The sequence below is a fragment of the Nissabacter archeti genome, assembly GCF_018257325.1.
Classification (GTDB): Bacteria; Pseudomonadota; Gammaproteobacteria; order Enterobacterales; family Enterobacteriaceae; genus Chimaeribacter; species Chimaeribacter arupi.
The window spans coordinates 145,717-160,091 of sequence record NZ_JAERKB010000005.1; the positions used below are offsets into that span (position 1 = coordinate 145,717).

At 58.2% G+C, this 14,375-nt stretch carries 12 protein-coding genes; 11 read left to right on the forward strand and 1 reads right to left on the reverse strand.

Annotated features, from left to right (window positions below; translation table 11 throughout):
* Window positions 1–2: 2 nt before the first annotated feature.
* The 9 genes from murD to lpxC all read left to right on the forward strand — a co-directional run bounded on the left by murD (window position 3) and on the right by lpxC (window position 10,411).
* Window positions 3–1,319 (forward strand): UDP-N-acetylmuramoyl-L-alanine--D-glutamate ligase, encoded by a 1,317-nt coding sequence (gene murD, locus JK232_RS08245; protein WP_212589053.1) that lies wholly within the window; start codon window positions 3–5, stop codon window positions 1,317–1,319.
* On the forward strand, window positions 1,319–2,539 hold the full coding sequence (gene ftsW / locus JK232_RS08250; protein WP_072928835.1) for a cell division protein FtsW: 1,221 nt from the start codon (window positions 1,319–1,321) through the stop codon (window positions 2,537–2,539). Before murD ends, ftsW begins: the two co-directional genes overlap by 1 nt.
* A gap of 2 nt (window positions 2,540–2,541) precedes the next feature.
* Window positions 2,542–3,648 (forward strand): undecaprenyldiphospho-muramoylpentapeptide beta-N-acetylglucosaminyltransferase, encoded by a 1,107-nt coding sequence (gene murG / locus JK232_RS08255; protein ID WP_072928837.1) that lies wholly within the window; start codon window positions 2,542–2,544, stop codon window positions 3,646–3,648.
* 21 nt (window positions 3,649–3,669) lie between these two features.
* Window positions 3,670–5,145 (forward strand): UDP-N-acetylmuramate--L-alanine ligase, encoded by a 1,476-nt coding sequence (gene murC / locus JK232_RS08260; RefSeq protein ID WP_072929087.1) that lies wholly within the window; start codon window positions 3,670–3,672, stop codon window positions 5,143–5,145.
* Window positions 5,138–6,058 carry a D-alanine--D-alanine ligase gene (locus JK232_RS08265; protein ID WP_212589054.1) on the forward strand — a complete coding sequence of 307 codons (921 nt, stop codon included), beginning with the start codon at window positions 5,138–5,140 and terminating at the stop codon, window positions 6,056–6,058. Before murC ends, JK232_RS08265 begins: the two co-directional genes overlap by 8 nt.
* A gap of 1 nt (window position 6,059) precedes the next feature.
* A complete protein-coding gene (gene ftsQ, locus JK232_RS08270; protein ID WP_072928841.1) occupies window positions 6,060–6,902 on the forward strand; it encodes a cell division protein FtsQ in 843 nt (280 codons plus the stop codon).
* The gene (gene ftsA / locus JK232_RS08275) at window positions 6,899–8,155 is read left to right on the forward strand and encodes a cell division protein FtsA (protein WP_072928843.1); all 1,257 of its coding nucleotides are present in this window, start codon (window positions 6,899–6,901) and stop codon (window positions 8,153–8,155) included. The genes ftsQ and ftsA overlap by 4 nt, the downstream gene beginning before the upstream one ends.
* A 71-nt stretch (window positions 8,156–8,226) precedes the next feature.
* Entirely contained in the window at window positions 8,227–9,393 is a 1,167-nt protein-coding gene (gene ftsZ / locus JK232_RS08280; RefSeq protein ID WP_072928846.1) for a cell division protein FtsZ, read from the forward strand.
* Between the two features lie 100 nt (window positions 9,394–9,493).
* On the forward strand, window positions 9,494–10,411 hold the full coding sequence (gene lpxC / locus JK232_RS08285; RefSeq protein ID WP_072928848.1) for a UDP-3-O-acyl-N-acetylglucosamine deacetylase: 918 nt from the start codon (window positions 9,494–9,496) through the stop codon (window positions 10,409–10,411).
* Between the two features lie 7 nt (window positions 10,412–10,418).
* Here lpxC and JK232_RS08290 read toward each other — a convergent pair whose 3' ends face one another.
* On the reverse strand, window positions 10,419–10,937 hold the full coding sequence (locus JK232_RS08290) for a DUF721 domain-containing protein (RefSeq protein WP_072928851.1): 519 nt from the start codon (window positions 10,935–10,937) through the stop codon (window positions 10,419–10,421).
* A gap of 26 nt (window positions 10,938–10,963) precedes the next feature.
* Here JK232_RS08290 and secM point away from each other — a divergent pair, with 26 nt between their 5' ends.
* Both secM and secA read left to right on the forward strand, forming a co-directional pair.
* On the forward strand, window positions 10,964–11,488 hold the full coding sequence (gene secM / locus JK232_RS08295; protein ID WP_101834051.1) for a secA translation cis-regulator SecM: 525 nt from the start codon (window positions 10,964–10,966) through the stop codon (window positions 11,486–11,488).
* 80 nt (window positions 11,489–11,568) lie between these two features.
* Window positions 11,569–14,280, forward strand: coding sequence for a preprotein translocase subunit SecA (secA, locus tag JK232_RS08300; RefSeq protein WP_072928854.1), 2,712 nt, complete (start codon window positions 11,569–11,571; stop codon window positions 14,278–14,280).
* The last annotated feature ends 95 nt before the right edge of the window (window positions 14,281–14,375 follow it).

A 14,375-nucleotide genomic window follows, 5' to 3' on the forward strand; every position in this document is an offset into this window, starting at 1 on the left:
TCATGATTGACTATCAGGGTAAGCAGGTTGTCATCATCGGGTTGGGGCTGACCGGCCTCTCTTGTGTTGATTTCTTCATGGCACGGGGCGTTACGCCGCGCGTCATGGATACCCGTGTCAATCCGCCGGGGCGCGATAAATTACCGGCCGGTGTGGAATGCCATGTCGGCTCGTTGAATGAGGCGTGGCTGCTGGCGGCGGATCTGATTGTCGCCAGCCCCGGCATGGCGCTGGCGCACCCGGCCCTGAGCGCCGCGGCAGACGCCGGTGTCGAGATTGTGGGTGACGTCGAACTCTTCTGCCGCGAGGCACAGGCGCCGATCGTCGCCATCACCGGCTCAAACGGCAAAAGTACCGTCACCACGCTGGTGGGTGAAATGGCGAAAGCCGCCGGTTGGCAGGTGGGCGTAGGCGGCAATATCGGTTTGCCGGTGCTCTCCTTGCTCAGCACGCCCTGCCAGCTCTATGTGCTGGAACTCTCCAGCTTCCAGCTGGAAACCACCTCCAGCCTGAAAGCCGCGGCGGCCACCATTCTGAACGTGACGGATGATCATATGGATCGCTATCCGTTCGGCCTTCAGCAGTACCGCGCGGCCAAACTGCGCATTTATGAAAACGCGGCGGTGTGCGTGGTCAATGCCGATGACGCCCTGACGATGCCGGTGCGCGGGGCGGATACGCGCTGCGTGAGTTTTGGGGCGGATGTGGGGGATTACCACCTCAACCGCCAGATGGGCGAAATCTGGCTGCGGGTCCGTGGCGAGAAAGTCCTGAATACCAACGAGATGGCGTTGACCGGTCAGCATAATTACACCAATGCCCTGGCGGCACTGGCGCTGGCCGATGCCGTGGGCTTGCCGCGCGCCTCCAGCCTGAAGGCGCTGACGACCTTTGGTGGCCTGGCACACCGCTTCCAGCTGGTGCATCAGCATAACGGCGTGCGCTGGATCAATGACTCCAAAGCCACCAACGTCGGCAGCACCGAAGCAGCGCTGAAAGGCTTACAGGTTGACGGCACGCTGCACCTGCTGTTGGGCGGGGACGGCAAATCAGCGGATTTTTCCCCGCTGACGCCTTACCTGCAACGGGACGCCATCCGCATTTACTGCTTCGGCCGTGACGGCGAGGCGCTGGCGCAGTTACGCCCTGAGGTGTCGCTGCTGACCGGCACCCTGGAAGAGGCGATGCGCGCCCTGGCCCCGGCACTGCAACCCGGCGATATGGTGTTGCTCTCCCCGGCCTGCGCCAGCCTGGACCAATTCCGTAACTTTGAGCAGCGCGGTGACGAATTCGCCCGGCTGGCTAAGGAGCTGGGCTGATGAAAATCCCAGGGCTGATGCTGGCCGGCCGTGTTTCCGGCAATTTGTTTGGCAAACTCAATGACTGGGTGATGGGCGCGCGCGAAAGCGACAACACCAGCATGGTGCTGTATGACCGCACGCTGCTGTGGCTCACGTTCGGCCTGGCGATTATCGGCTTTGTGATGGTGACCTCCGCCTCGATGCCGATTGGTCAGCGGCTGGCAGACGACCCGTTCCTGTTTGCCAAGCGTGACGCGCTTTACCTCGGGCTGGCCTTTGTGTTGTCCCTAGTGACGCTGCGGGTGCCGATGGCCGTCTGGCAGCGTTACAGCAACGTGATGCTGCTGGTGTCGCTGGTGATGTTGCTGATCGTACTGGTAGTCGGCAGCTCGGTAAACGGTGCGTCCCGCTGGATCGCCCTCGGCCCGCTGCGTATTCAGCCGGCCGAGTTCTCCAAGTTGTCGCTGTTCTGTTACCTCGCCAGCTATCTGGTGCGCAAAGTAGAAGAAGTGCGCAGTAACTTCTGGGGCTTCTGCAAACCGATGGGCGTGATGGTGATTCTGGCCGTGCTGCTGCTGGCTCAGCCAGACCTCGGTACGGTGGTGGTGCTGTTTATCACCACCCTGGCGATGCTGTTCCTGGCCGGCGCAAAAATGTGGCAATTCCTGGCGATTATCGGGTCAGGGGCCTTTGCGGTGGTGCTGCTGATTATTGCAGAACCCTACCGTATGCGCCGCGTAACCTCGTTCTGGAACCCGTGGGCCGATCCGTTCGGCAGCGGCTACCAGCTGACCCAGTCACTGATGGCATTCGGCCGTGGTGAATTCTGGGGGCAGGGGCTCGGTAACTCTGTACAAAAACTGGAATATTTACCAGAAGCACACACCGACTTTATTTTCTCTATTCTCGGTGAGGAGCTGGGGTATTTCGGTGTGGTTTTGGCCTTGTTAATGGTATTCTTCGTCGCTTTTCGCGCGATGTCCATCGGGCGCAAGGCATTGGAGATTGACCAGCGTTTTTCCGGCTTCCTGGCGTGCTCCATCGGCGTATGGTTCAGCTTCCAGGCGCTGGTTAATGTGGGCGCGGCGGCCGGTATGCTGCCGACCAAAGGCCTGACGCTGCCGCTGATCAGTTACGGCGGTTCCAGCTTGTTGATTATGTCCACGGCAATCGTTCTGTTGCTGCGGATCGATTTTGAAACGCGGATGACGAAAGCGCAGGCGTTTGTAAGGGGTTAATGATGAGTGGCAAGACCAAGCGTTTACTGGTGATGGCAGGCGGCACAGGCGGGCATGTGTTCCCCGGCCTCGCCGTGGCCCATCATCTGATGGCGCAGGGCTGGCAGGTACGCTGGCTGGGAACTGCCGACCGGATGGAGGCCGATCTGGTGCCGAAACACGGTATCGAGATCGACTTCATCCGCATTTCGGGGCTGCGCGGCAAAGGGCTGAAAGCTCAGCTGATGGCCCCGGTGCGCATTTGGCGCGCCGTGCGTCAGGCCAGAGCCATTATGCGCGCTTACCAGCCGGACGTGGTGCTGGGCATGGGCGGTTATGTCTCCGGCCCCGGCGGGCTGGCCGCCTGGCTGAACGGTGTGCCGGTGGTACTGCATGAGCAGAACGGCATTGCCGGGCTGACGAACCGCTGGCTGTCGAAGATTGCCAAAAAAGTATTGCAGGCGTTTCCCGGTGCGTTTCCGCAGGCTGACGTGGTCGGCAACCCGGTGCGTACCGATGTGCTGGCCCTGCCGTTACCCGGTGTGCGTCTGGCGGGGCGTGAAGGTCCGGTGCGCGTGCTGGTGGTCGGCGGCAGCCAGGGCGCACGCATTCTGAACCAGACGATGCCTGCCGTGGCAGCCTCATTGGGTGACCGCATCACCCTGTGGCACCAGGTCGGCAAAGGCGCGCTGGATGAGGTGACGCAGGCGTATCAGCACGTCGGCCAGGCCCAGCACAAGATCACCGAGTTTATCGATGATATGGCCGCGGCCTACGCCTGGGCGGATGTGGTGGTCTGCCGCTCCGGCGCCCTCACCGTGAGCGAAATTGCCGCCGCCGGGCTGCCCGCGATTTTCGTGCCGTTCCAGCATAAAGATCGCCAGCAGTACTGGAATGCCCTGCCGCTGGAGCAGGCCGGGGCCGCAAAAATTCTTGAGCAGCCGGATTTCACCGCTGAGGCGGTGTGCGGGTTGCTGACACAATGGAACCGCCCGGTGTTGGCTGAGATGGCGCAACGCGCCAGGGCGGCAGCCATTCCGGATGCCACCGAACGGGTGGCCGCCGAGGTATGTGCGGTTGCGCACATTGACTATGAACGATCTGCGCCGCGCGCGGTCGTCAATCAGTAACGATGAAAAGTGAAGAATAACGTGAATACACAACAATTGGCGAAACTGAGAACCTTCGTGCCCGAGATGCATCGCGTCCGGCACATCCACTTTGTCGGCATCGGTGGCGCCGGCATGGGGGGTATCGCCGAAGTGTTGGCTAATGAAGGCTACCAGATCAGCGGGTCTGATCTGGCGCCAAACCCGGTGACGCAACATCTGACGGCACTGGGCGCACAAATTTACTACCACCATCGTGCAGAAAACGTGCTGGATGCCAGCGTGGTGGTGGTGTCTTCGGCCATCAGCCAGGACAACCCGGAAATTGTGGCCGCACGTGACGCGCGTATCCCGGTGATCCGCCGCGCGGAGATGCTGGCAGAGCTGATGCGTTTCCGCCACGGCATTGCGGTGGCCGGTACGCACGGCAAAACCACGACGACGGCAATGGTCAGCAGTATTTATGCCGAGGCCGGGCTGGATCCGACCTTTGTGAACGGTGGGCTGGTGAAAGCGGCCGGCACCCACGCGCGGCTGGGCACCAGCCGTTACCTGATTGCCGAGGCGGATGAAAGTGACGCCTCGTTCCTGCATCTGCAACCGATGGTGGCGATTGTGACCAACATCGAAGCGGATCACATGGATACCTATCAGGGCGACTTTGAAAACCTGAAACAGACGTTTATCAACTTCCTGCACAACCTGCCGTTCTATGGCCGTGCCGTGATGTGTATTGATGACCCGGTAGTGCGTGAGTTGCTGCCGCGCGTCGGCCGCCATATCACCACGTATGGTTTCAGCGAAGATGCGGATGTCCGTATTGAAAGCTATCACCAGCAGGGCGCTCAGGGGCACTTTACGCTGAGCCGCCAGGATAAGACGTTGATGACCGTCACGCTGAATGCGCCGGGCCGCCATAACGCGCTGAATGCGGCGGCGGCGGTGGCGGTTGCTACCGAAGAAGGCATTGCCGATGCGGCGATCCTCAGCGCGCTGGCCGGCTTCCAGGGCACCGGCCGCCGTTTTGATTTCCTCGGTGAGTTCCCGCTGGCCCCGGTGAACAGCAAAACGGGTGCTGCGATGCTGGTGGATGATTACGGCCACCACCCGACAGAAGTGGATGCGACCATCAAAGCCGCGCGCGCCGGCTGGCCGGACAAACGGCTGGTGATGATTTTCCAGCCGCACCGCTATACCCGCACCCGTGACCTGTATGACGATTTTGCCAATGTGCTGTCGCAGGTGGATGTGCTGCTGATGCTGGATGTGTATGCCGCAGGTGAAGCGCCGATTCCGGGTGCCGACAGCCGCTCACTCTGCCGGACTATCCGCGGGCGCGGTAAGATTGATCCTATTTTGGTTTCCGATGTGGACACCGTGCCGGAAAATCTGGCCCAGATCCTGGAGAATGATGACCTGGTTCTGGTTCAGGGCGCCGGTAATGTTGGCAAGGTTGCCCGTAAATTGGCTGAGCAGAAGTTTCAGCCCGTAAGAAAAGGTGAAGAGCAGCATGGCTGATAAAGTCGCGGTATTACTGGGCGGGACGTCCGCCGAACGCGAAGTGTCGTTGCAGTCCGGGCAGGCGGTACTGGCCGGCCTGCGTGAATCAGGCATTGAGGCTTACGCGGTTGACCCAAAAGAGACGCCGGTCACTGAGCTGAAAGCGCTGGGCTTTACTAAGGTGTTTATCGCGCTGCATGGCCGCGGCGGGGAAGACGGAACGTTGCAGGGGGTGCTGGAGCACCTTGGCCTGCCTTATACCGGCAGCGGCGTCATGGCCTCTGCCCTGACGATGGACAAGCTGCGTACCAAACGCATCTGGCAGGCGATGGGCCTGCCGGTCGCGCCGTTTGTGGCGCTGAACCGTACGCAGTTTGCATCCGGTGAGCTGGGCGAAGATGCCACGACCCTGGCAGCGCTGGGCTTCCCGTTGATTGTGAAGCCGAGCCGCGAAGGCTCCAGCGTCGGGATGAGCAAAGTAGACAGCATTGAGCAGTTGCAGCCGGCGCTGGAAGAGGCGTTCCGCCATGACGATGACGTGCTGGTGGAGAAGTGGCTGAGCGGGCCGGAGTTCACGGTGGCGATTCTGGGGGACGAGGTTCTGCCGTCCATCCGTATCCAGCCGGCCGGCGTATTTTACGATTATGAGGCGAAATACCTGTCAGATGAGACACAGTATTTCTGCCCAAGCGGCGTCAGTGAGGCTGATGAGGCGTATCTGGCGGCCCTGGCGTTGCGCGCTTACCGCGCGCTGGATTGCCGCGGCTGGGGCCGGGTGGACATCATGCAGGACAGTGACGGTGGTTTCTGCCTGCTGGAGGTGAATACATCGCCGGGGATGACCAGCCACAGCCTGGTGCCGATGGCCGCCCGTCAGCATGGCCTGAGTTTCGCCCAGCTGACGGCGCGCATTCTGGAGCTTGCTGACTGATATGTCGCAGGCGGCCTTGAATTCACGCGAGCGCGATGAGCCTACGGTCAGCCGTAGCCTGCGCCGCAGTAACGGTACTCAGCTGGCAGGTATTCTTTTCCTGCTGATGGTACTGGGGACCATCGGCTGGAGCGGCTGGGCAGTGCTGGGGTGGATGAAAGATGCCAACCGGCTGCCGCTCTCCAAACTGGTGGTGACGGGTGAACGCCATTTCACCACCAATGACGACATCCGGCAGGCCATTATGGCCCTGGGGTCGCCGGGCACGTTTATGACGCAGGATGTGAACGTCATCCAGCAGCAGATTGAGCGGTTGCCGTGGATCAAACAGGCCAGTGTCCGCAAGCAGTGGCCGGATGAACTGAAGATCCATGTGGTGGAGTATGTGCCCGTTGCCCGCTGGAACGACCTGCATATGGTCGATGCTGAAGGAAAAGCCTTCAGCGTGCCGTCGGAACGGATGAGCAACCAGAAGATGCCGTTGCTCTACGGGCCGGAAGGCAGTGAACAGGATGTTTTGCAAGGTTACAGAACGATGAGCCAGACGCTGGCTGCCGGTAAGTTTACGCTGAAGATGGTCTCTATGACCGCGCGGCACTCCTGGCAACTGGCGCTGGATAACGATATCCGTATTGATCTGGGCCGTGATGACCGTGCAGGACGCTTGCAGCGCTTTATTGAGCTGTTCCCGGTATTGCAGCAGCAGGCACAGACCGACAACAAGCGCGTCAGCTATGTCGATCTGCGTTATGACACCGGTGCGGCAGTGGGCTGGGCTCCGGCATTCGTTGAGCAGCAAAACAGTAATCAGCAACAAAATCAGGCACAGGCAAAACAACAATGATCAAGTCGACGGACAGAAAACTGGTAGTTGGACTGGAAATCGGTACGGCAAAGGTTGCGGCATTGGTAGGGGAAGTTCTGCCCGATGGCATGGTCAACATTATTGGGGTGGGCAGTTGCCCGTCCCGCGGTATGGATAAAGGTGGCGTCAACGATCTTGAGTCGGTGGTAAAATGCGTGCAACGCGCCATCGATCAGGCCGAACTGATGGCAGATTGCCAGATATCGTCAGTCTACCTGGCGTTATCCGGCAAACACATCAGTTGCCAGAACGAAATCGGGATGGTTCCTATTTCGGAAGAGGAAGTCACGCAGGAAGATGTGGAAAATGTGGTACATACCGCTAAATCGGTACGTGTACGTGATGAACACCGCATTTTGCACGTGATCCCGCAGGAATACGCCATCGACTACCAGGAAGGGATTAAAAACCCGGTGGGGTTGTCCGGCGTGCGGATGCAGGCAAAAGTGCATCTGATTACCTGCCATAACGACATGGCAAAGAATATTGTTAAAGCCGTGGAACGTTGCGGCCTGAAAGTTGACCAACTGATTTTTGCCGGTCTGGCAGCCAGCTATGCGGTGCTGACAGAAGATGAACGTGAACTGGGCGTGTGCGTCGTGGATATCGGCGGCGGCACGATGGATATCGCCGTGTATACCGGTGGGGCATTGCGCCATACCAAGGTGATCCCTTACGCCGGCAATGTGGTGACCAGTGACATTGCGTATGCCTTTGGTACGCCGCCGACCGATGCTGAAGCCATTAAAGTGCGCCACGGATGTGCGCTGGGTTCCATCGTCAGTAAGGATGAGAGCGTTGAGGTGCCGAGCGTAGGCGGTCGTCCGCCGCGCAGCCTGCAACGCCAGACACTGGCTGAGGTGATCGAGCCGCGTTATACCGAGCTGCTGAACCTGGTCAACGATGAGATCCTGCAACTGCAGGAGCAGCTGCGCCAGCAGGGCGTTAAGCATCATCTGGCCGCCGGCATTGTCCTGACCGGCGGCGCGGCACAAATCGATGGTCTGGCAGCCTGTGCCCAACGGGTGTTTCACACCCAGGTCCGCATCGGCCAGCCGCTGAATATTACCGGACTGACGGATTATGCGCAGGAGCCTTACTACTCCACAGCGGTAGGGTTACTGCACTACGGAAAAGAGTCTCACCTGAGCGGTGAGGCGGAAGTGGAAAAACGCGCCTCAGTGGGCAACTGGTTCAAACGAATCAACAGCTGGCTGAGAAAAGAATTTTAATGTTTAACAAGAGATCAAGCTGATCCTCTTTTTTTGATCTCGAAGCGACAGGCACAAAACGGAGAGAAATTATGTTTGAACCTATGGAATTAACCAATGACGCGGTGATTAAAGTCATCGGCGTCGGCGGTGGCGGCGGTAATGCCGTTGAACATATGGTGCGTGAACGCATCGAAGGTGTTGAATTCTTCGCCGTAAACACAGACGCCCAGGCGCTGCGTAAGACGGCGGTGGGCCAAACCATCCAGATCGGCAGCGGGATCACCAAAGGGCTGGGCGCAGGCGCCAACCCGGAAGTGGGCCGCAACTCTGCCGAAGAGGACCGCGAGGCATTGCGTACGGCCCTGGAAGGCGCCGATATGGTCTTCATCGCGGCCGGCATGGGCGGCGGTACCGGTACCGGTGCTGCGCCTGTTGTCGCTGAAGTGGCAAAAGATCTGGGTATTCTGACCGTGGCCGTTGTGACCAAGCCTTTCAATTTTGAAGGCAAGAAACGTATGGCCTTCGCCGAGCAGGGGATTGCTGAGCTGTCCAAGCACGTTGACTCCCTGATCACTATCCCGAACGACAAGCTGCTGAAAGTCCTGGGCCGCGGTATCTCCCTGCTGGACGCCTTCGGCGCAGCCAATGACGTGCTGAAAGGCGCGGTACAGGGCATCGCTGAGCTGATCACCCGCCCGGGCCTGATGAACGTCGACTTTGCCGACGTGCGCACCGTGATGTCCGAAATGGGTTACGCCATGATGGGTTCCGGCGTGGCTTGCGGGGAAGACCGTGCAGAAGAAGCAGCCGAAATGGCGATCTCCAGCCCGCTGCTGGAAGACATCGACCTTTCCGGTGCGCGCGGCGTGCTGGTCAACATCACTGCCGGCTTCGACCTGCGTCTGGATGAGTTCGAAACCGTGGGTAACACGATCCGCGCCTTCGCCTCGGATAACGCGACCGTGGTTATCGGTACGTCCCTTGACCCGGAGATGAATGACGAACTGCGCGTCACCGTAGTGGCAACCGGCATCGGCATGGACAAACGTCCGGAAATTACGCTGGTGACCAACAAGCAGCAGACCCAACAGCAGCCGGTTATGGATCACCGTTACCAGCAGCATGGTCTGTCGCCGCTGCCGCAGCAGCAGGAGAACAAACCTGCCGCCAAAGTGGTCAACGAGCAGAATACGCAGTCGAACAAAGAGCCTGATTACTTAGATATTCCGGCTTTCCTGCGTAAGCAGGCTGATTAATTGTCGCTGCTTTAGCATCTCCGCTCTTTGTGCTAAACTGTCCCGCCGATCCTGGTATAAGCTGGGGTTGGTAGGATGGATAACATTGCGAGATAAAACGATGATCAAACAACGCACATTAAAACGTATTGTTCAGGCGACAGGCGTCGGTTTGCATACCGGTAAGAAGGTCACGCTGACTCTGCGCCCTGCACCGGCCAATACCGGGGTCATCTATCGTCGCACTGACTTGAATCCACCGGTAGATTTCCCGGCAGATGCCAAATCCGTGCGTGATACCATGCTCTGTACTTGCCTGGTCAATGAGCATGACGTACGTATTTCTACGGTTGAGCACCTGAATGCTGCCCTGGCCGGTCTGGGCATCGACAACATTGTGATTGAGGTCGATGCGCCGGAAGTTCCGATCATGGACGGCAGCGCCGCGCCTTTCGTCTACCTGCTGCTGGATGCCGGTATCGAAGAGCTGAATGCAGCCAAGAAATTCCTGCGGATTAAAGAGACTGTCCGTGTGGAAGAGGGTGACAAGTGGGCCGAACTGCGACCGCATAATGGTTTCAGCCTCGACTTCACCATCGATTTTAATCACCCGGCGATTAACAGCAGTTCACAGCGTTATCGTATGGATTTCTCGGCCGACGCGTTTGTGCGCCAAATCAGCCGGGCACGTACTTTCGGTTTCATGCGTGACATCGAATACCTGCAGTCCCGTGGCCTGTGCCTGGGCGGCAGCTTCGACTGCGCGATTGTCGTCGATGACTATCGCGTCCTGAACGAAGACGGCCTGCGTTTTGAAGACGAATTCGTGCGTCATAAAATGCTGGATGCCATCGGTGACCTGTTCATGTGCGGCCATAACATCATTGGCTCCCTGACGGCGTACAAGTCAGGCCATGCGCTGAACAATAAACTGCTGCAGGCTGTGCTGGCGAAACAGGAAGCGTGGGAATATGTGACCTTCCAGGACGAAGCGGAAATGCCGCTGGCATTCAAAGCGCCGTCTGCTGTGTGGGCCTGACCTTAGCTTAGTTTTTCTTATCACGACTGGTTGCACTGGTACTCTCTCCGGCCAGGGCAGCCAGCCGTTCTAACGCCTTTTTCAATTTTTCCGGGCTGCGATCCGCGACACCGCGTAACGCATCCGCACTCTGCGGGCTTAATTGCCGGTAAACCTCGCTCGTCTCTGCATTCTGCGGTTTTTGCGCAGCAGCTTCCGCTTTTGCCATTAACGACGGATTAATCCTGATGTCGATCGCGGACAATGATGGTAATATTTGCGCTCGTAGTGCAGAGAGAAGATTGGACTGTTCGTAGCGTAATCGCATCATCCAACTGGCATTCGCCGTTTCAAGCACTAAAATACCCTGTCGGTAGTTAGCGACACGGCACCAGGGATGCAACTGAACAGGCAACAGACCTTTCACTGCACGGTTAAGCTTTAACAGCGCGGTAGCGCGTTGTTGTACGCTTTGCAGCGGGCTTTTCCCTCCTGCCGAGGCATCGTCGAACAGGACATCTAATAATTGTGGGCGGCTATCACGCATGGCGGGGCTCCGGCGGATCTAAACTCGTGATCGGTATTCTAAATCGTTGGCGACAATTTGGCAGACGTTATTTCTGGCCGCATCTTCTGCTGGGGATGGTCGCGGCGAGCTTTGGCGTGTCGTCAGGGTTAACCAGCTCTTCTGATCAATCCGCGCTGCCTAACCCGTCGTCCAGCTTAAACCGTCAGAACAGCGCCAGTACAGCCTTTACGCGCCTGATGTTGTTGCAAGAGGCGCATCGCCGCCCTTCCTTCAGTGTCGACTACTGGCACCAGCATGCCATCCGTACGGTTATCCGTCACCTTTCCTTTGCATTGGCACCGGCCGCTGTCTACCAGACCGCTACCGATGCTGAATCCATTCAGGCCGAGCCGTTACAGGCACAGCGCCTCGCTTTGCTGGTCACGCTCAATGCTTTACTGACGCATGAACCCAAACCACCGACGATTATCCGCTTCACCTCTGCCCGTCTTTTTATGGCGGTCATCCGCTACCAGGCGGGCTTGTGGCTGGCGCAGGTGCAAGGTATTCGTGCCGGTCCGATTGCATAATTCCCCCAATACCTTTAAAACAATTGATAAATCAATAAAGTAGTGGCTAATAATTAGCCAGCTGAGAGATATTAAGAATTATGTTAATCAAATTATTGACCAAAGTATTTGGCAGCCGCAACGACCGCACCCTGCGCCGTATGCGTAAAGCGGTAGAGCAAATTAACCGTCTTGAGCCGGAAATGGAAAAGCTTTCCGATGACGCGCTGAAGGCGAAAACGGACGAGTTCCGCGCCCGCCTGGCAAAAGGGGAAGTGCTGGAAAGCCTGATCCCGGAAGCGTTCGCCGTTGTGCGTGAAGCCAGTAAACGTGTCTTTGGTATGCGTCACTTTGACGTCCAGCTGCTGGGCGGCATGGTACTGAACGATCGTTGCATCGCTGAAATGCGTACCGGTGAAGGTAAAACCCTGACCGCTACCCTGCCGGCGTACCTGAATGCGCTGAGCGGCAAGGGCGTGCACGTCATTACCGTCAACGACTATCTGGCCCAGCGTGACGCCGAAAACAACCGCGCCCTGTTTGAATTCCTCGGCCTGTCCATCGGGATCAACCTGCCGGGTATGCCTGCGCCGGCCAAACGCGCCGCATACGCCGCTGACATCACCTACGGCACCAACAACGAATACGGTTTTGACTACCTGCGCGACAACATGGCCTTCAGCCCGGAAGAGCGCGTGCAGCGTAAACTGCACTATGCGCTGGTGGATGAGGTGGACTCCATCCTCATCGATGAAGCGCGTACTCCGCTGATTATCTCCGGCCCGGCTGAAGACAGTTCGGAAATGTACATCAAGGTTAACAAGCTGATTCCAAAACTGATTCGTCAGGAAAAAGAGGACTCAGACACCTTCCAGGGCGAAGGCCACTTCTCCGTGGATGAAAAAGCCCGCCAGGTGCATCTCACTGAACGCGGCCTGATTCTGATTGAAGAATTGCTGATGGACGCCGGCATCATGGAAGAGGGCGAGTCACTCTACTCCCCGACCAACATCATGCTGATGCACCACGTGACCGCTGCCCTGCGTGCCCATGTGCTGTTCACGCGTGACGTTGATTACATCGTCAAAGATGGCGAAGTCATCATCGTTGACGAACACACCGGCCGTACCATGCAGGGCCGCCGCTGGTCTGATGGCCTGCATCAGGCAGTGGAAGCCAAAGAGGGCGTGGAGATCCAGAACGAGAACCAGACCCTGGCCTCCATCACCTTCCAGAACTACTTCCGCCTGTATGAAAAACTGGCCGGGATGACCGGTACGGCTGACACCGAAGCGTTCGAATTCAGCTCCATCTATAAGCTGGACACCATTGTCGTGCCGACCAACCGCCCGATGATCCGTAAAGATCTGCCGGATCTGGTCTACATGACCGAGCAGGAAAAGATTGGCGCGATCATCGAAGACATCCGTGAGCGTACCGCCAACGGGCAGCCGGTGCTGGTGGGGACTATCTCCATTGAGAAATCGGAAGTGGTTTCCAATGAGCTGACGAAAGCCGGTATCAAGCACAACGTGCTGAACGCCAAGTTCCACGCCCGCGAAGCGGAAATCGTGGCACAGGCCGGTCAGCCGGGTGCCGTCACCATTGCCACCAACATGGCGGGCCGTGGTACGGACATTATGCTGGGCGGCAGCTGGCATGCCGAAGTCGAAGAGTTGGAAAACCCAACCCAGGAACAGATTGACGCCATTAAAGCCGCCTGGCAGAAACGCCATGACGCGGTACTGGCGTCCGGCGGCCTGCATATCATCGGGACTGAGCGCCATGAATCCCGCCGTATCGACAACCAGTTGCGCGGCCGTGCCGGTCGTCAGGGTGACGCAGGTTCTTCCCGCTTCTACCTGTCGATGGAAGATGCGCTGATGCGTATTTTCGCCTCCGACCGTGTGTCCAACATGATGCGTAAACTGGGCATGAAACCAGGTGAAGCGATTGAGCACCCGTGGGTGACCAAAGCGATTGCCAATGCCCAACGCAAAGTGGAAAGCCGTAACTTCGACATCCGTAAACAGCTGCTTGAGTATGATGATGTCGCCAACGATCAGCGCCGCGCGATCTACACCCAGCGTAATGAGCTGCTGGATGTGTCTGACGTCAGCGAAACCATTGCCAGCATCCGTGAAGATGTCTTCAAGGCTACGCTCGACGGCTACATCCCGCCGCAATCCCTGGAAGAGATGTGGGACATCCCCGGCCTGCAACAGCGCCTGAAAACGGACTTTGATCTCGACCTGCCGATCGCCGACTGGCTGGACAAAGAACCGCAACTGCACGAAGAAACCCTGCGCGAGCGCATCCTGCAAAATGCGATTGAGGTTTACCAGCGTAAAGAGGAAGTGGTCGGCATCGAGATGATGCGCAACTTCGAGAAAGGCGTGATGCTGCAAACGCTGGACTCCCTGTGGAAAGAGCACCTGGCGGCTATGGATTACCTGCGCCAGGGCATCCACCTGCGTGGTTATGCGCAGAAAGATCCGAAGCAGGAATATAAGCGTGAGTCCTTTGCCATGTTTGCGGCGATGCTGGAATCACTGAAATATGAAGTCATCAGTACCCTGAGCAAGGTGCAGGTGCGTTTGCCGGAAGAAGTCGAAGCGCTGGAGCAACAGCGTCGTGAAGAGGCAGAGCGTCTGGCCCAGCAACAGCAACTGAGCCACCAGACTGACGCCGCGATCGAAGCGGAAGCCGCACGCAGCGGCGCCGTGGGTGAGCGCAAAGTCGGCCGTAACGACCCGTGCCCATGCGGTTCAGGGAAAAAATACAAACAGTGTCACGGGCGCCTGCAAAAATAAGGCGGCGTTGATGACTGCGCCGCCCCGCAAAGGGGCGGCACAACCGCTAAGACACAGGGGTTCAGCGCGCTGAGCCCCTGTTTTTTTGCTTGGTG